The following is a 19762-nucleotide window of genomic DNA, read 5'->3' on the forward strand; positions in this document are numbered from 1 at the left end:
TTCCCGAAAATGCTATGTTAGTGGTGTTCAGCTATTACTTTATAAATAACAAATACGGAGCCTTTCGTTCCTTCAGATAAAAACAACTCTGATAAACGAATCATTCACTATACAGCTATCCTCTAAACAACCTAAATGAGCTTCTTGAAATCATCAATCAATCCTATTGCATGTCCTACGTTATTGAGACCCCAGCGAGCAAACGAGGCCGCTTCAGCATTATTTCCAAAAAAAGCATGTGTACGAGCGACTAATAAAGCCATTCTTATATCCAGAGGAGCTCCATAACTGTCTAATCGCTTTGAACGATTGATTATTTCATCCAACGTGATTGAGGTTACTATAGTTGGAAAATCGTTAAACGGAGAAAAATAACTCATTCCCTGATGCAAAATCTGTTTCTTCATTTTTTCTATTACGGCTATTGCCTCGTCTTCTGAATCGCCATACGAAAACCAACTGTCACGTTCCTTCATTTGATAGAGATGTCTTTGAATCCAACTAACTTCAGTGAGCAGTCGTCTTCTGAATTCACAATCATAAACGGTTATCTTAGGAATAGGACTATTCTCACCACTACCAATCGGAAGGAAATCAAAATGGACCCCACATTCAATAACGCATGAACCCCCATATTTATCAGCCTGAATGACGATCGCGTTTATGACATGGTTATGATGATGTTTAATAAAATGATGATCTGTTCCTGTAAATCCATGTTCTATTAAATCAGGTGCCAGATGCAACTTTATCAACTTCCTAAATTCGCTTGTTTTCATTCCGCGTCCAGCTCCATTAAGCTATCGACTTTTACGAAGCTAGCAAAAGGACCTGTTATGGGTCCTTTGCTTAGCTCCTTCCCCTTTCACCTTACACCGTAATCGGAACTATCGGCTGCAGCGCGTTCGATCGGTCGATGAATACGAAAGCATCATACCGTTCCGCCATGACGCTCGGGACATAATTCCCTCGCTCATAATGCGGATGATAAACCACGCCGATTGCGCGATGGCCGTACGTATGGTGAAAGACTTCCGTATCCGTCCCTCGGAATATCAACCATTGATCATATGCACCTGCATCGTGCATCAGATCCTCCCAGCTGCCGCGCCGCGCTTCCGGCACACGAAGCACCTCAAGCGGAGATTCCCAGGCATCGGCTGCGATAACTGTACCGCTATGCGTCCCAAATCCAATGGCGTACACTTCAATCTCTTCGCCCTGCTCTCGGAGCAGCTGACCCACATTTACCATGTTATCGGCTTCCATATCTGTAGCACGCGCATCCCCGATATGGGTGTTATGCTCCCATACGATTGCTTTTGCATCCGGGCCGTAGAAATGCATCACCCGATTGAGCGCTTCAACCATATGCCGATCGCGAATATTCCATGAGTCAGGACCGCCCTTCACCATGGCCTCATAATAACGCTCCGCATTAACCGCAACCAACGCATTGATTTCATCATTCAACAACGCTTCATGCGTACCGCCGGCCCGACTTCGTTTTGCTTCCAGCTCCCTCAGCAGTTGAAGCACCTCATCCTGGCACAGATCCGAGAAGAAGGCTGCAGACATGCCATAGTTCTGCCCCTCCCGGCTATGCGGCTCGAAACACGAGAACGCATTGAGCGCTGCTGCAAGCTCCGGCGAATTTGTCTTCTTCAGATGCTTAATAATCGCATCCATCGACTCCCAGAGACTATACACATCAAGACCATAGAAACCTATCCGATATTCCTCGGGAAGCTCACGATTATATTCGCGCAGCCAAGCAATGAGCTCCGTCGTTTCCCGATTGGCCCACATCCACGATGGCCAGCGATCGAAGGATTGAAGCACTTCGTCGACGGAACCTTTGGCCTCGGGATGATGCTTGACGTATTTGTTCACCTCATAACAGGATGGCCAATCGCCTTCAACCGCAATAAAACTGAACTGATGCTGTTCGATCAGCATTTGGGAGAGTGCCGTCCGGTTCGTGTAAAACTCACTTGTTCCGTGGCTCGCTTCGCCCAGCAATACATATTTCGATCCGCCTGCTGCGTTCGCAAGATGTAGAAGATCGGCCGGCTGCTCCAATCGGTTTGCCCGTTGCTTTATTGCATCGACTACTTTCTGTCGATCGTTCGATTGTCTTATAACGCTCATTCTCGAAAGTCCCCTTCCCACAAGCTAGAAAATAATGTGTTTATATTTTCCAATTTGTGCAAGAGTTATGAGCCGGGCTAACTAAAGCGTTTCATAAACACGACATCCACGTTGCCCCCAGCAATGTTGGACCGGATAAGCGCAATCGAATACCACTGACGCTTTCATCCTCTTCGAAGCGAACTTGTAGTGGCAGGGATTCCACATCAAAGATATTGGGGCCGGATGCAGCCCGATCGCTCAAACATCTCGTCCGTAATCACGCGGTATGCAGACCAATAAGCAACTGAACCCTCGAATCCGCTCAACTGATGTGCTTGACCATATTTGGACTTTGTGGCCGCTTCAATGAACTGCCTCTCCGTATCGCCTAGCCTGCGAGCGAAAATTCGTGCCAGCGCGTCCCCGATATCCTGCTGATGCAAATAAATCAACTGCGGATTACACCCTGCAATGATGCGTTCCACTTCCTCAACATAGCGAATGATTTCTTCAGGCGGAACCAGCTGCGGAAATAAGCTCCAGCTCAGATAACCGAATAGGCAGCTATCCATGATGATAATCTCATCGGATGACTGAACTGCGGTGCTGAATTGGTGCCATTGTTCAAGTGCGGCCTCAATCACTTTCAGATAGCTCCCATTCTCCAGGTCGTGAACAACCGCTTGCAGCGATGCCGAATCTTCAAAGACATAGACAGGATGCCCGGCCTGTTCTTCATACCACCATTTATGTTTCAACCCTGCTCGGGTCAGTGCTCCTGAGATGAGCTGTGCGGTTGTCGATTTTCCCGACCCCGGAATCCCTTCAAGCAGAATGAGCTTCGCATTCGTCGTCACCACGCATCCCGCCTCCGCGTCGTTATTGATCCCAAGGAATGACCGTTAACTCCGGCCATTTCGCCTTCCAGTTCTCCGATTTCTTCACATATAAGGGCTGCGTGATCTGTGCCTTATTGGCTCGTACAACTAGCGCGAATAGATCATTGAATCCGAATGGCGCATACACTTTCCATGTGTCTTCCACATCTCTTCTTAGGCCAATTGCCGTAGCAGTCGCGGGCCATTTATTAAAGGCATCCTCTAAAGAACGATACGGCTGAATCGGATAGCCATACTTGCGATATCTTGATTGTGAGCAAAATAGGTCTTCACGGTCATCTCATTCGACTCCCCATATTTAGCTAGTCCGCTACCGCGCATATACTTCAGTCCAGGCTAGCCAAAGGCCTAATGATATAGGCGGACAAAACGTCCATAATTAATGGTTTCGCAGCGTTAAGGCTAATCACATTCGCACGCTCCCTTCTCCGGCCTCTTGGTTAAACCGAATATAACCTTAAATACTCCGGATAAGCGCGCAGATGTATTGCTTGTGCCCTTGCCTGCGTCTTCTCTCTCAGCTCCGGGATCGTCTCCGAATCCACGTAATCAGCCAGGATGTCAATGACGTCATCTAGCAGACTAGCTCGAAAATAAATCGACAGCCGCTTGTAAAGCTCCTCGCCTGCCTGCTCGATCACTTTCGCCTGCCAAAAAGGCCAATCAGCCGTGCGATACAACGGCCAGAGCAATACGGAATAATCCATCGCCGCGTCTCCGTTTGCAGATAAGTCATCCCAATCAATCATCCAGATCCCACCAAGCTCATCCACCAGGACATTGTTCCAACCTAGATCATTGTGCACAACATCATTCGCTGTTTTCTGGAAACTCGGATGGGCATACACGGTATCTCGCAACACCTGTATCTCAGCATCAAACCAATTGAGCGTCTCTTCCGTCACAAAATGAAGCAAATGCTTCCCTTCTCTAATCGTAACCATATCTCCCTCGAAACGAGAGATGTACGCTTCAGCGAAGGCATCTGCATAGGTATACGATTCATCGACGCGATCGAGCGCCGACGCGAGCTCTTGATCACCATGCAGCCGTTGCAACTTGTTCAGCACGTTCGGAATCGCAGCCGATGGGTTCGGGATCGATGTCAAAGATTCGCGATGAATATATTCGAACACCAGCCCATATCGATAATCGGGTATGATCTCCTCCCGTATTTCACGGATTAACCGCGGAGCGTTATATCGGCTCGACAGCTGCTCGCTGACGGCAGCCCATTGCTGAAGTCGATGCCTTTTATGATCAGGTGCGAGCTTGAGATGTCTCATCGTCTTCCCATCTGAAATCCGGTAGGACTGATTCACAAATCCGCCAGGATTGTAAATATAAGTAACCTTCACTTCAGACCCCAGCAGCAGTCCTAATGAGGACGCATTCGACTCCGCCCACTGCCGGATAAGTGATTCATTGTGTTCAATATTCATGTTCTTCTCCCTCTCTTCGGCAATCATGAACAACCATGAAGAAAACCGAATATTTCAATTGACAATAATGAACAATACGGAATAGGATATAGGCAAAAGAGTTCTATTATTTAGTAAAGCCGCGGAGGTCACAATGCTCGCTGAGGAACGCAGGCAGCGCATCCAAGAGATGCTTGCCAAGGATGGTAGAGTTGTCGCACAAGAGCTGGCTCAGCAATTTCAGCTTTCCATAGACTCTATTCGTCGAGATCTAACGATCATGAAGGAGCAAGGCCTCCTTCAGAAAACATACGGAGGCGCGATACCGCTAGCTCCGAACGAGTCCCATAAAGTGCGTGCCAAACCGCAGCCGAAGAACATCCGGTACGGGGAAGGCGCGCCTCATCAGAATGCCATTTCCAAACTAGCGGCCTCTTACATTCAACGGAACGATACGATCTTTATCGGCGGAGCCGGTATTCAATACGGCATGTTGAAATATCTGCCCACCGACTTTCCGTTTACCGTTGTTACGAATTCGCTCATGATTGCAGAATCCATACGATCCATGACTCATATCGAAGCGTATCTTGTTGGAGGTAAGCTTCGGGCTGCCGGTGAAAGCTTAATCGATGTCATCGCCGTCGAAATGATCGGAAGATTTAATTTCGATATCGGATTTATTACCGGTGGCGGCATTGCACAGAACGGTATCTGTGTCGCTACACCTGAGAATGCCGCTCTAATCCGAGCCGTCGCCGATGCCTCTCAGCGTAGAATTTGTCTTGCGCCGCATGAGAAAATTGGCGTCCGAAGCTTCGCCACCTCTGTCCCCTTGCAGCAGATTAACTTGCTTATTACCGACCAGAAGGCTCCCGATCCCTTTATCCAGGAATGTGAGAACCGTAACGTCAATGTCATCATTGCCGATGAACAATATTCAAGCGGAGGCGTAATCGATGAAAGCAATTAAAGTGGAATGGTCCAACTCTCTTCATGGCAGCGTTCATATCCCCGGTTCCAAGAATAGCTCACTGGCACTGCTGGCAGCCGTTTGTTTGGCCGATGAGCCGGTCACGCTGCACGGTATACCGGATATTGCTGATTTACGGGTTATCTATGAAATGAGCCGTGAAATCGGACTTCAGGTAGAGCGTCATGAATCAGGGGCAATTACAATGGACCCTCGTCCTATTACAAGCACTGTACTCGATCCTGTCAAATCATCCTCATTCCGAGCTGCCTATTATTTCGTCGGTTCACTTCTTGCTAAATTCGGCAAAGTTTCCGTCGGTTATCCCGGCGGGGATGATTTCGTCAGCCGTCCGATGGATCAACATATTAAAGCCCTCCAGATGATGGGAGCAACGTTCACGTTTCAACCGACCTCTTACACCGTGGAAGCGAAAGAGCTGCACGGCGCAACGATTTACTTTGACATGATCACATCCGGCGCGACGATTAATGTCATGATGGCAGCTGTTCGCGCGCAGGGTACGACCGTATTGCTCAATGCGGCACGCGATCCCGAAGTGACGGATACGGCGAATCTACTTAACTTATTAGGTGCCAAAATAACCGGTGCCGGCACGGACACGATTCGAATTGAGGGCGTCTCTTACCTGCACGGCGGTTCCTATACCGTAATTCCGGATCGATTGATTGCCGGGGCATTCTTGATGGCTGCCGGGGTTACGGGCGGCTCGGTTACCGTGGACAATGTGATTCCCGAGCATCTCTCCTCCTGCTTAGCGAAGCTGCGCGAAATCGGAATGGAGCTGGATGTGCACGATAACGCCATTACCGCACATTCTACCGGCATACTTCGTGCAACCCGAGTGCGCACGGCAATGTATCCGGGGTTCGCGACCGATCTGCAGCAGCCATTGACTGCATTGCTCACCCAAGCCCGCGGCAAAAGCATCATCGGCGAGCGGATTTATCCGGCCCGTTTCAATCATGCCCATCAGCTTATTCGCATGGGTGCGGATATTAAGATCCGCTCGGGCGTGGCCTCCATCAATGGCGGCAGCGTGCTGCACGGCACGCTGGTGCATGCTTCCGATGTGAGAGCCGGCATTTGCTTGATTCTGGCCGGACTCCGCGCGGAAGGCACAACTACAATTGCCGGCGTCCAGCATATCGATCGCGGTTACGAGGATGTTGTTGGCTCCTTCCGCTCGCTTGGCGCAAACATCAGCATGTATGATAGCAATGAAATGCCAGCTCACAGCGTAATCACTGGCATCAAATAATCAATCTATCCCAGAGCAGCTTGCCGAGAATGGCTTGCTGCTCTTTGTTGAATGGAGATGGGAGAAATCATGCGGGCAGCTGCTATCGTTCTCGACCTTGACGGCACGCTTTTGAATTCGAATAAAGAAGTAAGCCCTCGTAACCTGCGGGCTGTGAAACAGTGCCGCGAGCGCAATATCCCTGTCATTATTGCTACCGCAAGACCACCTCGCGCGATTATACAGCTGCTGCCTGCGGAATTATTAGATCTGGGGATAATGATTTATTACAATGGAGCGCTGGTAGTTTGTGAGAGTCTAGAGGTTCATGAACATTTTCCACTTGATCCATTGCTTCTCAGTGAACTCATCACGTATTTCGAGTCGTTCGAATGCCCGCCTCATCTCTCCGTAGAGGCAAATGACAAATGGTTTAGCCATCAGGAATTGGATTACACCGACTTGATTAAGGTACATGAACGACCCCAATTAATCCCGATAGAGGAGCTTACTGCGCTTGTTGCTTCAAAGTTATTGGTAACGAACTTCGATGCTGTTGATGAGCTGGTAGGCCACTATGGCAAGCGCGCGAATATTCTTCATACGGATGCCGGACAACTCATTCAGATCATGTCCACTCAAGCCACCAAAGAACAAGCAGTAGCAAGCGTATGCTCGCGATTAAACATCCCTACAGAACAGGTGGCTGTTTTTGGCGATGATTATAACGATTTGGGATTATTTCAACTCTGCGGTTATCCGATCGCCATGGGGAACGCCGTTCGCGAGCTGCACGAGCTTGCTTATCGAATAACAGATACAAACGATAATGACGGTGTCGCCCTCGTCCTGGAACAACTTCTATTAGAATTGGAAGCCTGGTAGCCGTTTATTACTTACTGGCCTCTCTGCAAGTCTCTAATCTGTTTCCATGATACGAGATGAATGCCTTCTCTCGTCAAGAGACGCCCGACATCCTCGTCCAATAGCAATCGATATTCGATCTCCCTTTCACGAACACAGGTTGTGAACGATTCAAGCTCAGGTGTGCGTATGGAAGGGTGAACCGTCCACTGTGTGACTCCCGGTTTTATATTCGCAAGCAGCTTCATAAGCTGATCTTTCGCTTGCTCGTATCCCATCAATGCATCCATGCAGTATGGCAAAGAGATCATATCATGGATTAGCACGATGCCCCGTTGCCTTGCAGCAACTATCCTCGCTTGAAACATCATCTTCAGCTCCGAAGGGATGAATGACTGCTCCATGATGTGTGTCGGCAGGTTGAAGGGAAGCTCGTACTTCTCGCATAAGTCAAACACAATCTCTAGAAAATCCCGCCCTCCTGCCAATCCCAATACCGTTCCCCCATGACTGTCCAGATGGGTCGGATCGATGCCAAATGATAGGGCTAGCAGAATCTGCGCTTCTAGCTCGCAGCGGACATCTTCCGGGTCGGCATGCTGCTCGATATACGAATAGTCGCGATGCAAGTAACCGTCCGCCGTTACTAAACTGGACAGGCCCCCGGCTTGATACACAGGTCGATATGGATGGGTCTGCTCGCTGGATAAAGTAAGATGAATGCCGATATGACTAGTGGTATTCTGTGAGCATAGCTGAACAGCCTCTCTTGCGGATGGACATGGCATCATGATGGAAGCCGATGTTATGGAGCGGCTTGCGAACAGGTTCGAAACAGCCTCATTCGTCCCCTTCGTGATACCCAGATCATCCGCATTAACGATCAACAATCGATCCTCGGCTGCAAAACCTAAACTGTGAAGCACTTCTGCCAGCCCCTTAGCGCAACAAATTGATAAAGTCTTGTAAGGCGTGAGATATCCATTTCTTCGGGTGAAGAATAAGCTGCAGGTCCAGCCTAATATCCGCATGCGAGAAAGGCAGAACCGCCAGCTCTCCGCGTTCAATCTCTTCTTGTACCGCCATTCGAGGAAGCAGGGCAATGCCGGAACCGGACTTTAAGCAGCGTTTGATCGCTTCCGGATTGCCGAGCTCCAGTCCCACACGGTAGGAAATCCCTTGCTCCTGCAAAACCCGTTCCAGCATCATTCTATAATTGCAGCTTGGCTCGGACATCAGCCATTCCGCGTCTTGAAGATGCTCGAGGTTAATGGCTTCAACCGTCGTAAACGGATGCTCAGCGCCGGTTACCAGTACTAGCGGCTCTTCGCGTATAGCCGTCCAGGCCAGCGGGGTATGCGCTGGTTTGTTTTCCAGCAATAATCCAAGATCATACTCCCCTTCGCGCACCTTCTCCACAATGGCAGCTTCGCGATCCGGCTGAATTCGAATTGTAAGTGACGGATATTGCTGCCTCATATGCTGAATAAAAGGCGGGAGATAATACGATGCAAGGGAATCAATCGTGCCGATCGTCAAGGTTCCTCCGCCTTGAACGGCCAGCATCCCCTTCGACTGTTCAAACAAATTCAGCATCTGAACGGAAATCTTGAGCAGCTCTTCACCTGCCAGTGTCAGACGCAATCCTCGGCCAAACCGTTCGAACAGCTTTACCCCGTACATCTGCTCCAGCTTCTGGATTTGCATCGTAACGCTCGACTGCGCATAACCCAGCTCTCCCGCCGCTTTGGTGTAGCTCTGATGGAATGCAACCTCGCGAAAGGTCTGAAAATAAGTAAGGTCCATGTTGTCACCACTTCAATATTATTGATAACACTCATCGCTTATTATAGATAACTACGATGCGAAAGAACATGGTAAAGTGATAGCAATGAGATCTGAGGAGGATGCTGTCATGCTGAATGAACGTGATTTAACCGGAACCTTTGTGCCCACTATTACACCATTCTTACCTTCGGAAGAACTGGATTTGGACTCCTACCAGCGCTATCTGGCGAATTTACTGCAACATAACATACAAGGCGTCGTCATTAACGGAACCACCGGCGAAGCCCCGACCGTTACATGGGATGAAGTAGCTGCAATCTTCACAGCGACCAAACAAGTGATATCAAGGTGCAACCGCGAGCTGCCGATCATTGTCGGTACGGGAACGAACAGTACCCGCTCCACCGTACATCGGACCGAACTAGCCGCTGAGCTTGGCGCAGACGCCGTGCTCATCGTAACGCCGTATTACAGCCGTCCTTCGCAGAAAGGCGTTATCGAGCACTTTCGTAGAGCCGCCGAAGTCGGAATGCCCATTATTGCCTACGAAGTCCCGACTCGTACCGGGCTGCAGCTAACATCGGAAACCGTAAGAGCCATCCTCGATTTACAGAGCGTGATTGGATTAAAGGACAGCACCAGCAGTACGCAGCTCCTTACCCAGCTTGTACAATCCGGTACGAAACCGATCCTCTGCGGCAACGATCAAACGTACATGGAAATGTTAGCTAGCGGAGCAGCCGGCGGAATATTAGCTTCAGCGAATGTTAGCACCGAGCTGTTTGTGCAATTATTCCAGCACGTCACCCAAGGAGACATGACTGAAGCGCACAACCTGTTCCATTCGCTCTCCCCATTGATTCATGCCTTGTTTCAAGAATCCAATCCCGCTCCATTGAAATGGGTACTAGCTGGGCAAGGTCTACTTGCATCACCTTCCCTTCGACTTCCTATGAGTCCCATTAGCTCCGGTTTAGCACAGCAATTGAACAGATTACTGCTTCGGAGCTAAGGCACACAGCCTTAACTCTTCTCTTTATACGTCAAAGCGCGAAATGCAAAATGCGGCAAAATCAGCTGTCTGCGCCATCTGGACGGCTGATTGAGCAATCGGTACAACCATTCCACATTCCACTTCTGCCAGATCGCCGGCGCCCGCTTCACGGTTCCGGCGATAATATCCAAGCTGCCGCCGACGCCAATGGCAATCCTCGCATTAAGCTTCTTCTTATAACGGTGAATCAGCCGCTCCGATCTAGGCGCTCCTAACGCAACAACCAAGATATCCGGACTAAGCTTCTCAATCTCCGCAATAATGCGTTCCTCTTCCTGTTCGGCATAGAAACCATGCTGTCTGCCTATCACGACAGCTCCAGGATATTTCTTATCAATCTCTTCCGCCGCTAATTGATTCGTCTCAACACTTGCGCCAAGCAAGTAATACGTTCTGGCAATCGGACTACTTGCCTGCAGCAGCTGCAAGAGCAAATCGCAGCCGGTTACGCGCTCTGGAAGCGGATTTCCTTTCAGCTGCGAAACCATCACGATGCCAATGCCATCTGCTGTGAGCAGCCCCGCTTCATCGACAATATTGCGCAGCTGCGCATCATGCTGGCAGGCCATCGTGATTTCGGGATTGAGCGTAACGACATGGAATAATGCGGATCGGCGCTCGTCTATCACTTGATTAATTATAGCTACCGTATCTTTCATCGTTAGCTTAGGAACCGGAATGCCCATAATGCTCGAATAGGTCGTCAATTGTGCAGCCACCTTTTGCCGAAAGTTAGAATTCGCTTACATATCCAATATTACCCTTTAGCGGCAGCCTGAAAAAGAGTAAAATGGAAATGGGTAACGATTATTTGCACGACTACGACTCGATCGCACAAGGAGATGGCTGCTTAGATGAAACGATATGCCTTCGTGACAGGCGCTGATCGCGGACTTGGCTTTGCGCTTGCGAAAGGACTTCTTCAAGAAAAGTATCACGTTATTGCAGGCCACTATATGGATCAAAGTTCGCAGCTCGAACAGCTGGCTTCTGAGAGTCCGAAAGCACTCACACTAGTGAAACTGGACGTGGCGAGTGATTCGAGCGTTGCCGAGGCAGCAGCACAAATCGCCGCCATCACGGACTCCCTGGATCTGGTGCTCAATAATGCCGGGATATTAGGCGATATTCAATCGACAATTATGGATCCGCTTCCATTTGCCGACATGCAGCAGGTGTACAATGTAAACACGCTCGGACCGCTGCGCGTTACGAATGCGCTTGCTCCTCTTGTGCTTCGCAGCGAAGCGAAGCTGTTCGTCACGATCTCCTCGGAAGCAGGCAGCATTGCCGATTGCGAGCGTACAAGCTGGTTTGGCTATTGCATGTCGAAGACCGCACTGAATATGCAAGGTGCACTTATTCATAACGAAGTGAAGAAATTAGGCGGGCAAGTCCTCCTCCTCCATCCCGGCTGGGTACAATCGTATATGAGTGGTACGTTAAATACCGAAGCGACCCTCACCGCTGATCAATCTGCAGCTCATATCATCGAACGCATCCGTGAGCTCAAGCCTAATGAACCGTCCGATAAACCGCTGTACAGAGACTACTTAGGGAATGAAATGCCTTGGTGAGAACTAGAAAGCGAGGGATAATGCGATGACTGCACAGAAGCATGCGCTCGTGCTTGGTGACAATACACGGGCGCCTTACCATCCACTGATCAACATCCAAGAGGAGCTCACCGCCATTCTTGGCGAGGAGCAGTATGAGATCAGTTACACCGATAATTACAACTCGCTCGATGCCGATATCCTGCATGCATGCGATCTGTTTATTTCATACACGGACTGCTGGAGCTTTCCAATTGAATCGGAGCAAGCCGCTGCATTAATGCAATTTGTACAACAAGGCGGCAGTCTGTTGGTCATTCATAACGGGATATCGCTTCAGTCCAGAGAAGAATGCGTCGAGCTCCTTGGTGCGCGTTTCACTGGGCATCCCGACTATCAAAGCCTGGATTTTCATTTCACTAACGAGGAGCATCCGATTACGCTTGGCGTAGCCCCCTTCTCCCTTGAGGAAGAACCGTATCGGTTCGTTTTCCATCCGGCCAGCAGCGTCAACGTGTTGATGGAATATGCGATGGAGGGCCAACGTTATCCAGCCGCATGGACTGCAGTGCGTGGTAAAGGCCGTCTGGTTTACCTAATGCCCGGGCATCATAAGCCGTCTTTCCTGCATCCGGCTTGCCGCCAATTGATCCGCAACAGCGCGGATTGGCTGACTAACCCGCTCTAAGTGACATCTAACCTAAAACGAGCCGGAGGGGACTCACTCGCCTATCGATCATCTTCACGATCGATCATGCGAAGAGCCATCCCCTCCGGCTCCCTTCATTGCCGCAATCCCCTACAACTCACCGCTCCGCCTAACCCCGAAATAAGCCATCAACGAACCAAATCCAACGCTGACTAAAGCCAAGATCGACATGGTCTGCAGGCTTTGATACAGGGCATCCTTATTCAGAACGACCATCCCCGAATTCGAGATGATGAACGAGCTGACGATCAGCGCCGGCATCGTCTTCCGAAGCATCCCGAAGAACAGAGGAATAAGAGACAAACCGGCAGCCGTAACGGCGATAATGACGATCCGAGCCGCTTCCTCCAAGAGCCGATCTCTTGTTAAAGGCTCCGTAATATAGTGATAATGAGAATTGGCAACCAACAGCGCGCCGGATACGACGAGATGCCCGGCGATAACCGTCAGAAACGTCCAGACCCCGATAATCATCAATTTAGCCGTGAAGATCTTGTGGCGCGGTACCGGATAAACGAACAGAATCGTCACGGTTTTGTTGCGATATTCATCGATGACCATTCTCGACATCAGCACAGACGCGAAGATAACGAACGTAATGCCCACGTAATTCATGATGCTTTGAAAAGCGCGATCATACGTATCCACATCATTATTGGGCACATCGCTGCCTACTACCCAAAGCACCAGCATCAGAATTGTAAGCATTGCGGAGAGCAGCAGTCCACGCCAGCGCGTCTTCTTAAGCTCGAGCTTGATCAGCTTCCATAACATGCCCGCCGCCTCCTTCGATCAATCCAAGGAAGTACTCTTCCAGCGAACGCGACTTCTTGTTCAGCGCTTCAACGCCAATGTCGTGCTGTACCAGCAGCCGGTTCAGTTCAACAGGTGATACGCCGGAGTCATAGATGCGAATCGCCCCTTGACCCATGACTCTATAGTTGACGATGGACAGCTTGTCTTCCAGAACAAGCACTGCCTGCTTGCTGTCCGTGACCGTTACTTCCACGTATTCATTTTGCCTCTCTCTAACCCGCTCCATCGACACTTCTTCGATCAACCGCCCCTGATTGATCACGCCGATCGTATCCGCCAACTGTTCAATCTCCTGCAAAATATGACTGGAAATCAGCAAGGTCATCCCATATTCCTTGCTCAGCATCCGAAACAGATCACGCAGCTCCCTGATTCCTGACGGGTCCATGCCATTGACCGGTTCGTCGAGAATAAGCAGCTCCGGTTTCGTACATATCGCTCGCGCGATGCCAAGCCGCTGCTTCATGCCAAGCGAGAAGTGGTTAACCGGCTTGCCCCGTTCAACCCCGGATAAACCAACGAGCTCCAGCGCATTTAAGATTGCGGTTTTGTCATAGTAGCCCATATACTCGCAGTGCAGCTCCATATTGGCGTGCGCAGACAGATGCTCATAGAAGATCGGATATTCAATAATACTTCCCATCCGTTTCATCCATTCATACGAGCCTGGCGTCTGCTTCTCGCCAAACAGCTCGATTTCACCGTTTGTCGGCTGCACAAGTCCCGTCACCATCCGCATGACGGTCGTTTTGCCTGCTCCGTTCGGTCCGAGAAAGCCGTAGATTTCACCTTGCCGCACGCTCATGCTGACGCCGGAGATGACTTCTTTCTTCTTAAAGGTCTTCGATAGCTGTTTCGTTTGCAAAATAATGCTCATGTCTGTCTTCCCCCCCTCGTTAGAAGCGGATTTTCGTAAATCGAATCGTAAATACCGTCTTCTCAGCCGGAATACTCTTCAATGAAATTTCTGCTTCCATCAGCTCCGCAAGCCGTTTCGTAATCGTTAAACCGAGCCCGCTCCCTTGATGCGATTGATTCCTGGAATCCGATAACGTATAGAGCCGCTCGAATACACTTGCCTGATCCTGCAGCCGAATCCCTTTCCCTCGATCCCAAACTTCAATCAGCACATGCTCTCCTTGCTCATTTAACGAAATGCCGACAACACCGCCATCATGTCCGTATCGGATGGCATTGGATATGAGATTAGTTAATACGCGGCCAATCGCGTCCTCATTGCCATAGACATAGATCGGCTGCTCCGGAATATCCGCCTCCACTTGCAGTCCCTGCGCTTCAATTTCCTCATAATAGAACAGGATACTGCTGCGACAAGCAGCACTTAGGTTTATTTTGGATAGAGGAACGGGTCGATCACCGGATTCCAGCCTTGCCAGATCGAAGAATTGATTCGTCAAATTGATGATGTCGAGCGTCTTCTCATGAACCTTCAGGGAGAGCCTGCGCTGTTCTTCAACATGATCCGAAGTTCCTTGCGCCATTGTTTCCGTCAAGCCAAGAACTACAGTCAGTGGCGTCTTCAAATCATGCGACATGTTGGCGATCATTTTCTTCAGCGCATTCTCCATGCGGATGTAGTCTGCCTTTGTTTTCCGATTGGCGTCAAGAAGGCGGTTAACGGCAATTAACAGCTCTTGAACCTGCCTACCTTCCGTATGCCGAAGCACCTTCTCCGCAGAATCCTGATCGATAATGGCATTTAGTTTGTGCTGGATATAACGAAGATCATGAGTGACGTCCGTTCGGCGCTTGTACAGAATGAGTACGAATACAAGAAGCACCACGATGAGTCCAACAAGAACGAAATCAAGCATCATGCTGGAACTCCCCCATTTTGTAGCCGATCCCCCAAACCGTCTTAATGTATTTCGGACTCGCAGGCTCATCCTCGATTTTCTCCCGGAGGCGTGAAATATGAACCTGGATCGCATTGACATCGTTAAAATAATCATCGTTCCACACCGCACGGTAGATTTGTTCCTTCGAGAACGCGCGTTTCGGATACATCATCAACAGCTTCAGAATGAGCAGCTCTTTGGCTGTTAGATTCACAGGCTGGCCGCGTTTCGTCACCAAATGCTCCTCGGTATACAGCATAAGTTCATGAACGCGAAGCACCTGCTGAGGTGGCGTAACGGCTGCTGCACCAGCATATTGCGATGCCCGTCTCAGCGCCGCTTTGACTCTGGCCGAAAGTTCAATCAGCGAGAACGGCTTGGACAAATAATCGTCCGCCCCAAACCCGAGCCCTAGCGCTTTATCGACGTCGCTGTCTTTGGCAGAGAGGATCAACACCGGAACCGTGCTGCTTCCCCGCACGTGACGCAGTACTTCCATACCATCGACGCCGGGCAGCATCAGATCAAGCAGGATCAGCTGATACGTTTCATTAGCCATCAGCCGAATAGCCTCTTCTCCATCAGCCGCATGACGGATAACGAAGCCCTCTTTCGTCAAATGCTGCTGGACCATATCTGCAATCGCGTAATCATCCTCAATGAGTAATAATTGACTTTGCATGCTGCTACCACCTTGATTATTAGTTGCTACAAGTATACCGTTTTCTGCCAATCCATGAACAGTCCGGCGGAATCGTCAGTTCGCGACATCCCGCTTGGCGAAAACAACCCATGCGAGCAGGCCGAATACAGCCATATATCCTGCAAGAATGAACAAAGAGAAGCTCAGTGTCATATCGCTGAGAAACGGTCTACCTGCGGTATAAGAATACAAATCCAGATTGGCAAAGAGCAAATATTTGGTCCAGCCGAATGATTTCAGCATATAAGCCAGCTGTCTTCCGCTAAGCAGGAAGAACAGCGATACACCAATCGCGACGCTGCTTGAGCGAAGAACGGATGAGGTCATGAACGCGAAGGTTGCCATAACCACGAGTTCAATCACGCCGTAGGCTGCTGCTTTCAGCACGTTGCGAGCGACCACCTCCGCACCATCGCCTGCTCCGAAACCGAATAATAAACCGCCGGAGATAACAGCCGTGATTACCATAACAAGCGCAAGCGAAAGCCCAAACAGGAGCACCGCCGCGTATTTAGCCAGCAAGATTTGCGAACGACTATAGGGTCGAATGAGCAGCAGCTTTATCGTGCCGCCGGAGAATTCCGATGCCACAATCCCTGCAGCAACGATGATCGTAAACAACGTCACAATGTTCATGAGGTTCGGCACGGCAGTAAGCACGAGATCGAGAAACGCCATACCGTCCTGCATTTGAACCTCCTGCTCGCTCGAATAGAAACAAAGCAATCCTGCAGCAATAACCATCACGGGAACAAGCAGAACCATGATCCATGTACCCGTCTTCGCCTTGAACTTATGGAGCTCGTTAACGAGCAGTTTGTTAAATGGTTGCATAGCTTTCGCCCTCCGTTAGCTGCATATATTTCTCCTCTAAAGTTTGTGGCCGTATAGTTGGATCCCCGGCCGATGCTCCCGCTAAATCCTCGAGCGCAAAAGTCGCACGTAATCGACCCTCCATCATGATCCCGAATCGATCACACAGCTGCTCCATCTCCGCCAGCAAATGGGAAGATACCATAACCGCGATGCCATCTTCATGGGCAAGCTTGCGAACCAGTCCCCTCATCTCGCGGATACCTGCGGGGTCAAGGCCGTTGGTCGGCTCATCGAGAATGAGGACGGACGGCTTGTGCAGCAGTGCTTGCGCAATGCCAAGTCGCTGGCGCATGCCAAGCGAATAGGTTTTCACTTTATCGTGGATGCGGGAAGTAAGTCCGACAAGCGCGACTACCTCCTCGATCCGGCTCTGTGTAATCCCCTCGCCCATGCGGGCATACTGCTTCAAATTTTGCATACCTGTGAGATGCTTATAGAGCTCTGGGTTCTCTACGATCGCACCAACATGCCGAATCGCATCTTTAAACTGGCTCCGAATACTGCTTCCGCCTATTCGGACATCGCCGTCACTCATCGCGATTAAGCCGACCATCATGCGGATCGTCGTCGTTTTGCCCGCTCCATTGGGGCCGAGCAGCCCGAAAACTTCGCCTCGTTGCAGATTAAAGCTGAGGTGATGCACAATTGTCTTCCCCCGTATGTTCTTCGTCAAATTATGGACCTCAACAATAGGTTGGTTCATTACGTTTCCCCCCACTACTCATTCATTGCTCTAAGCGTAATGGAGAAACCATACCTGACCCTTTCCCAAATGTTACGAAAGTCTTTCGAAATGCTCCGCAAACGGCTGTACGCTAACAATCCTATCACTCATACACTGTCATCAAATATAACGAATGGGGCGGCGGCTTGTGCTGTTTCCAAGTGTTACTGAAGAAGAAGGCGGCACGCTAAACGGATTTCCATTTAATCCCTTGTGCCCTTGCAACTGCCAAGGGAATAGCATAGTTATAAAAGAGATCTACGAAAGCTGTCTTTGGGCTGAATAAAGGAGGAAGCCGCGCGGAGATGGTTACGATAAGCCTTTGTATGATCGTGCGTGACGAGGAGCAAGCATTGGAACGATGCCTATTATCGATTCATGATCTCGTTGACGAGATCAACATCATCGATACGGGATCAATTGACCGTACGAAACAAATTGCACGGAAGTTTACGGAGAATATTTATGATTTCGGGTGGATCGATGACTTCGCTGCTGCGCGCAACTTCGCTTTTCAGAAAGCAACCAAGGAATTCGTATTGTGGCTGGATGCGGATGACACCATCGAAGAAGAAGATCGGTTCCGCTTCAAGCTGCTGAAGCATGCGCTTACGTCTGCCGTTGATCGAGTAACGATGCCCTACAATCTTGGATTCGATAATGCCGGCAAAGTAACGTCCAGTTTACGACGCAATCGTCTTGTAAGAAGAGCATGCAGCTTTCAGTGGATAGGACCTGTTCACGAGTATCTGAATGCTTGGGGACCTGTGCTGGATAGCGATGTTTGCGTGACGCATAAGAAGGAGAAAACATACACCGATCGGAATCTGAAAATCTATCAGAAGCGTCAGCAGGCAGGCGAGGAATTCTCCATTCGCGATTTGTATTATTATGCCAATGAGCTTCGTGACCATCGCTTGGATGCAGAGGCCGTCGAATTTTATGACAGGATGTTGAAGTCCGGCCAAGGCTGGATTGAGGACAACATCCAAGCTTGCCTCAAGATGTCGGATTGCTATCAACGATTAGCAAACAAAGAAATGCAGTTCAATTCGCTTACTCGCGCTCTTTTATACGAACGTCCGCGACCCGATGTGTCCTGTGCGATCGGGGCTTATTTCTTCGAGGAGAAACAATATGAGACCGCGATTTATTGGTATCGTCAAGCAACTGAAGTGCCCCAGCCCGCGACGATGGGCATGGTGAACAATGCAACCTCGACATGGTTTCCGCATCTGCAGCTCTGTTTGTGTTATGACAGACTTGGGCAGTATGAGGCCGCGTATGCTCATAATGAGACTGCGCTAAGTTACAATCCGGCTCACCCAAGTTTATTGTATAACCGCAATTATTTTGCAGATGTTCGCAAGCTCGGTGGGATGTCTTAAACGAAGGGGGTTACGTCAAGTGACAGAGAGACTAGGGCGAATAACACTCTCAATGGTTGTACGAAACGAAGCGGGACGTTATCTGCGCAGAGCGCTCATGCAGCATCGTGAGTTTATTGATGCGGCCGTCATCATCGATGACTGCAGCGACGATGAGACCGTTGCGATTTGCATGGAGATGCTGTCGGGTCTACCGCTCAAAATTGTAAGCAACAAACATTCGGAGTTTAGCAACGAAATCGAGCTTCGCAAACGGCAATGGGATGAAACGGCGGCTACCCGGCCCGAGTGGATATTGAATCTGGATGCCGATGAAATCTTCGAAGCCAATATGCGAGATTATGTGCCTGCCATGGTTAATCAACATGCGATTGATACGTTTGGGTTCCGCTTATACGATATGTGGAGTGAAACGCATTACAGGGAAGACAGCTTCTGGCAGGCCCATCTCTTCTATCGTCCCTTCCTAGTCCGATACCGGCCGGACATCGTTTATAGATGGAAGGAAACGCCCCAGCACTGTGGGCGCTTTCCGCTCAATGTACTGGAATTTCCCTTTGCCATCCACGAAGCTAGGTTGAAACATTACGGCTGGGCGACTCCGAACGATCGACAACACAAATATGAGCGCTATATGCGGCTTGATCCCGATGCAAGATATGGGTGGAAAGAGCAATATGATTCCATTCTCGACCCGGCTCCGCTGCTTAAGGAATGGTTGGATGAAGGAGAGTGACT

General features: G+C 49.8%; 21 protein-coding genes and 1 pseudogene. 8 read left to right on the forward strand and 14 right to left on the reverse strand.

All coding sequences use genetic code 11. The features are described from left to right. Positions 1-131: 131 nt before the first annotated feature. The 5 genes from AC6ESO_RS22085 to AC6ESO_RS22105 form a co-directional block, all read right to left on the reverse strand. Positions 132-779, reverse strand: a complete 648-nt coding sequence (locus AC6ESO_RS22085) for a DUF4304 domain-containing protein (RefSeq protein ID WP_497093281.1) — start codon at positions 777-779, stop codon at positions 132-134. Between the two features lie 91 nt (positions 780-870). After that, positions 871-2151, reverse strand: coding sequence for an erythromycin esterase family protein (locus AC6ESO_RS22090; protein WP_497093282.1), 1281 nt, complete (start codon positions 2149-2151; stop codon positions 871-873). Positions 2152-2357: 206 nt separating this feature from the next. Then, positions 2358-2993, reverse strand: coding sequence for a P-loop NTPase family protein (locus AC6ESO_RS22095; RefSeq protein ID WP_497093283.1), 636 nt, complete (start codon positions 2991-2993; stop codon positions 2358-2360). A 19-nt stretch (positions 2994-3012) separates the two neighbouring features. After that, positions 3013-3255: a nucleotidyltransferase family protein gene (locus AC6ESO_RS22100; protein WP_497093357.1), complete on the reverse strand. Its 243-nt coding sequence runs from the start codon at positions 3253-3255 to the stop codon at positions 3013-3015. Positions 3256-3472: 217 nt separating this feature from the next. After that, positions 3473-4474: a phosphotransferase gene (locus AC6ESO_RS22105; protein WP_497093284.1), complete on the reverse strand. Its 1002-nt coding sequence runs from the start codon at positions 4472-4474 to the stop codon at positions 3473-3475. A gap of 133 nt (positions 4475-4607) precedes the next feature. Between AC6ESO_RS22105 and AC6ESO_RS22110 the strand changes: the two genes are divergently transcribed. The 3 genes from AC6ESO_RS22110 to AC6ESO_RS22120 all read left to right on the forward strand — a co-directional run bounded on the left by AC6ESO_RS22110 (position 4608) and on the right by AC6ESO_RS22120 (position 7572). Then, positions 4608-5426, forward strand: coding sequence for a DeoR/GlpR family DNA-binding transcription regulator (locus AC6ESO_RS22110; protein WP_497093285.1), 819 nt, complete (start codon positions 4608-4610; stop codon positions 5424-5426). After that, positions 5413-6708, forward strand: coding sequence for a UDP-N-acetylglucosamine 1-carboxyvinyltransferase (murA, locus tag AC6ESO_RS22115; protein ID WP_497093286.1), 1296 nt, complete (start codon positions 5413-5415; stop codon positions 6706-6708). The genes AC6ESO_RS22110 and murA overlap by 14 nt, the downstream gene beginning before the upstream one ends. Positions 6709-6777: 69 nt before the next feature. After that, positions 6778-7572 (forward strand): HAD family hydrolase, encoded by a 795-nt coding sequence (locus tag AC6ESO_RS22120; RefSeq protein WP_497093287.1) that lies wholly within the window; start codon positions 6778-6780, stop codon positions 7570-7572. 11 nt (positions 7573-7583) lie between these two features. Here the strand turns inward: AC6ESO_RS22120 and AC6ESO_RS22125 are convergent, their stop codons facing one another. Further along, positions 7584-8477, reverse strand: a complete 894-nt coding sequence (locus AC6ESO_RS22125) for a polysaccharide deacetylase family protein (RefSeq protein ID WP_497093288.1) — start codon at positions 8475-8477, stop codon at positions 7584-7586. A gap of 13 nt (positions 8478-8490) precedes the next feature. Next, the gene (locus AC6ESO_RS22130) at positions 8491-9357 is read right to left on the reverse strand and encodes a LysR family transcriptional regulator (protein ID WP_497093289.1); all 867 of its coding nucleotides are present in this window, start codon (positions 9355-9357) and stop codon (positions 8491-8493) included. 109 nt (positions 9358-9466) lie between these two features. Between AC6ESO_RS22130 and dapA the strand changes: the two genes are divergently transcribed. Continuing rightward, positions 9467-10351 (forward strand): 4-hydroxy-tetrahydrodipicolinate synthase, encoded by an 885-nt coding sequence (gene dapA / locus AC6ESO_RS22135; RefSeq protein ID WP_497093290.1) that lies wholly within the window; start codon positions 9467-9469, stop codon positions 10349-10351. An 11-nt stretch (positions 10352-10362) separates the two neighbouring features. Here the strand turns inward: dapA and AC6ESO_RS22140 are convergent, their stop codons facing one another. Continuing rightward, the gene (locus AC6ESO_RS22140) at positions 10363-11100 is read right to left on the reverse strand and encodes a WecB/TagA/CpsF family glycosyltransferase (RefSeq protein WP_497093291.1); all 738 of its coding nucleotides are present in this window, start codon (positions 11098-11100) and stop codon (positions 10363-10365) included. Between the two features lie 147 nt (positions 11101-11247). Here AC6ESO_RS22140 and AC6ESO_RS22145 point away from each other — a divergent pair, with 147 nt between their 5' ends. Both AC6ESO_RS22145 and AC6ESO_RS22150 read left to right on the forward strand, forming a co-directional pair. Further along, positions 11248-11970, forward strand: a complete 723-nt coding sequence (locus tag AC6ESO_RS22145) for an SDR family oxidoreductase (RefSeq protein WP_497093292.1) — start codon at positions 11248-11250, stop codon at positions 11968-11970. A gap of 25 nt (positions 11971-11995) precedes the next feature. Then, positions 11996-12637 carry a ThuA domain-containing protein gene (locus tag AC6ESO_RS22150; protein ID WP_497093293.1) on the forward strand — a complete coding sequence of 214 codons (642 nt, stop codon included), beginning with the start codon at positions 11996-11998 and terminating at the stop codon, positions 12635-12637. Positions 12638-12748: 111 nt separating this feature from the next. Here AC6ESO_RS22150 and AC6ESO_RS22155 read toward each other — a convergent pair whose 3' ends face one another. The 6 genes and pseudogenes from AC6ESO_RS22155 to AC6ESO_RS22180 form a co-directional block, all read right to left on the reverse strand. Next, positions 12749-13432 (reverse strand): ABC transporter permease, encoded by a 684-nt coding sequence (locus AC6ESO_RS22155; protein ID WP_497093294.1) that lies wholly within the window; start codon positions 13430-13432, stop codon positions 12749-12751. Beyond that, positions 13401-14351 (reverse strand): ATP-binding cassette domain-containing protein, encoded by a 951-nt coding sequence (locus AC6ESO_RS22160; protein ID WP_497093295.1) that lies wholly within the window; start codon positions 14349-14351, stop codon positions 13401-13403. The genes AC6ESO_RS22155 and AC6ESO_RS22160 overlap by 32 nt, the downstream gene beginning before the upstream one ends. A gap of 19 nt (positions 14352-14370) precedes the next feature. Continuing rightward, positions 14371-15312: a sensor histidine kinase gene (locus AC6ESO_RS22165; RefSeq protein ID WP_497093296.1), complete on the reverse strand. Its 942-nt coding sequence runs from the start codon at positions 15310-15312 to the stop codon at positions 14371-14373. After that, positions 15302-16015: a response regulator transcription factor gene (locus tag AC6ESO_RS22170; RefSeq protein ID WP_497093297.1), complete on the reverse strand. Its 714-nt coding sequence runs from the start codon at positions 16013-16015 to the stop codon at positions 15302-15304. The genes AC6ESO_RS22165 and AC6ESO_RS22170 overlap by 11 nt, the downstream gene beginning before the upstream one ends. 75 nt (positions 16016-16090) lie before the next feature. Beyond that, on the reverse strand, positions 16091-16870 hold the full coding sequence (locus AC6ESO_RS22175; RefSeq protein ID WP_497093298.1) for a DUF2705 family protein: 780 nt from the start codon (positions 16868-16870) through the stop codon (positions 16091-16093). 109 nt (positions 16871-16979) lie between these two features. Next, positions 16980-17615, reverse strand: a pseudogene (locus tag AC6ESO_RS22180) (ABC transporter ATP-binding protein); the annotation flags it as partial. Between the two features lie 326 nt (positions 17616-17941). Between AC6ESO_RS22180 and AC6ESO_RS22185 the strand changes: the two are divergent. After that, entirely contained in the window at positions 17942-19024 is a 1083-nt protein-coding gene (locus AC6ESO_RS22185; protein ID WP_497093299.1) for a tetratricopeptide repeat-containing glycosyltransferase family 2 protein, read from the forward strand. A gap of 19 nt (positions 19025-19043) precedes the next feature. Continuing rightward, entirely contained in the window at positions 19044-19760 is a 717-nt protein-coding gene (locus AC6ESO_RS22190) for a glycosyltransferase family protein (protein WP_497093300.1), read from the forward strand. Positions 19761-19762 lie beyond the last annotated feature (2 nt).

The organism is Paenibacillus rhizoryzae, from assembly GCF_059686995.1.

Coding starts and splice junctions, on each gene's coding strand:
- AC6ESO_RS22155 (WP_497093294.1), bottom strand. CDS start 13,432: ATGTTATGGAAGCTGATCAAGCTCGAGCTTAAGAAGACGCGCTGGCGT.
- AC6ESO_RS22170 (WP_497093297.1), bottom strand. CDS start 16,015: ATGCAAAGTCAATTATTACTCATTGAGGATGATTACGCGATTGCAGAT.
- AC6ESO_RS22150 (WP_497093293.1), top strand. CDS start 11,996: ATGACTGCACAGAAGCATGCGCTCGTGCTTGGTGACAATACACGGGCG.
- AC6ESO_RS22105 (WP_497093284.1), bottom strand. CDS start 4,474: ATGAATATTGAACACAATGAATCACTTATCCGGCAGTGGGCGGAGTCG.
- murA (WP_497093286.1), top strand. CDS start 5,413: ATGAAAGCAATTAAAGTGGAATGGTCCAACTCTCTTCATGGCAGCGTT.
- AC6ESO_RS22185 (WP_497093299.1), top strand. CDS start 17,942: ATGGTTACGATAAGCCTTTGTATGATCGTGCGTGACGAGGAGCAAGCA.
- AC6ESO_RS22090 (WP_497093282.1), bottom strand. CDS start 2,151: ATGAGCGTTATAAGACAATCGAACGATCGACAGAAAGTAGTCGATGCA.
- AC6ESO_RS22160 (WP_497093295.1), bottom strand. CDS start 14,351: ATGAGCATTATTTTGCAAACGAAACAGCTATCGAAGACCTTTAAGAAG.
- AC6ESO_RS22110 (WP_497093285.1), top strand. CDS start 4,608: ATGCTCGCTGAGGAACGCAGGCAGCGCATCCAAGAGATGCTTGCCAAG.
- AC6ESO_RS22130 (WP_497093289.1), bottom strand. CDS start 9,357: ATGGACCTTACTTATTTTCAGACCTTTCGCGAGGTTGCATTCCATCAG.
- AC6ESO_RS22175 (WP_497093298.1), bottom strand. CDS start 16,870: ATGCAACCATTTAACAAACTGCTCGTTAACGAGCTCCATAAGTTCAAG.
- AC6ESO_RS22120 (WP_497093287.1), top strand. CDS start 6,778: ATGCGGGCAGCTGCTATCGTTCTCGACCTTGACGGCACGCTTTTGAAT.
- AC6ESO_RS22085 (WP_497093281.1), bottom strand. CDS start 779: ATGAAAACAAGCGAATTTAGGAAGTTGATAAAGTTGCATCTGGCACCT.
- AC6ESO_RS22165 (WP_497093296.1), bottom strand. CDS start 15,312: ATGATGCTTGATTTCGTTCTTGTTGGACTCATCGTGGTGCTTCTTGTA.
- dapA (WP_497093290.1), top strand. CDS start 9,467: ATGCTGAATGAACGTGATTTAACCGGAACCTTTGTGCCCACTATTACA.
- AC6ESO_RS22145 (WP_497093292.1), top strand. CDS start 11,248: ATGAAACGATATGCCTTCGTGACAGGCGCTGATCGCGGACTTGGCTTT.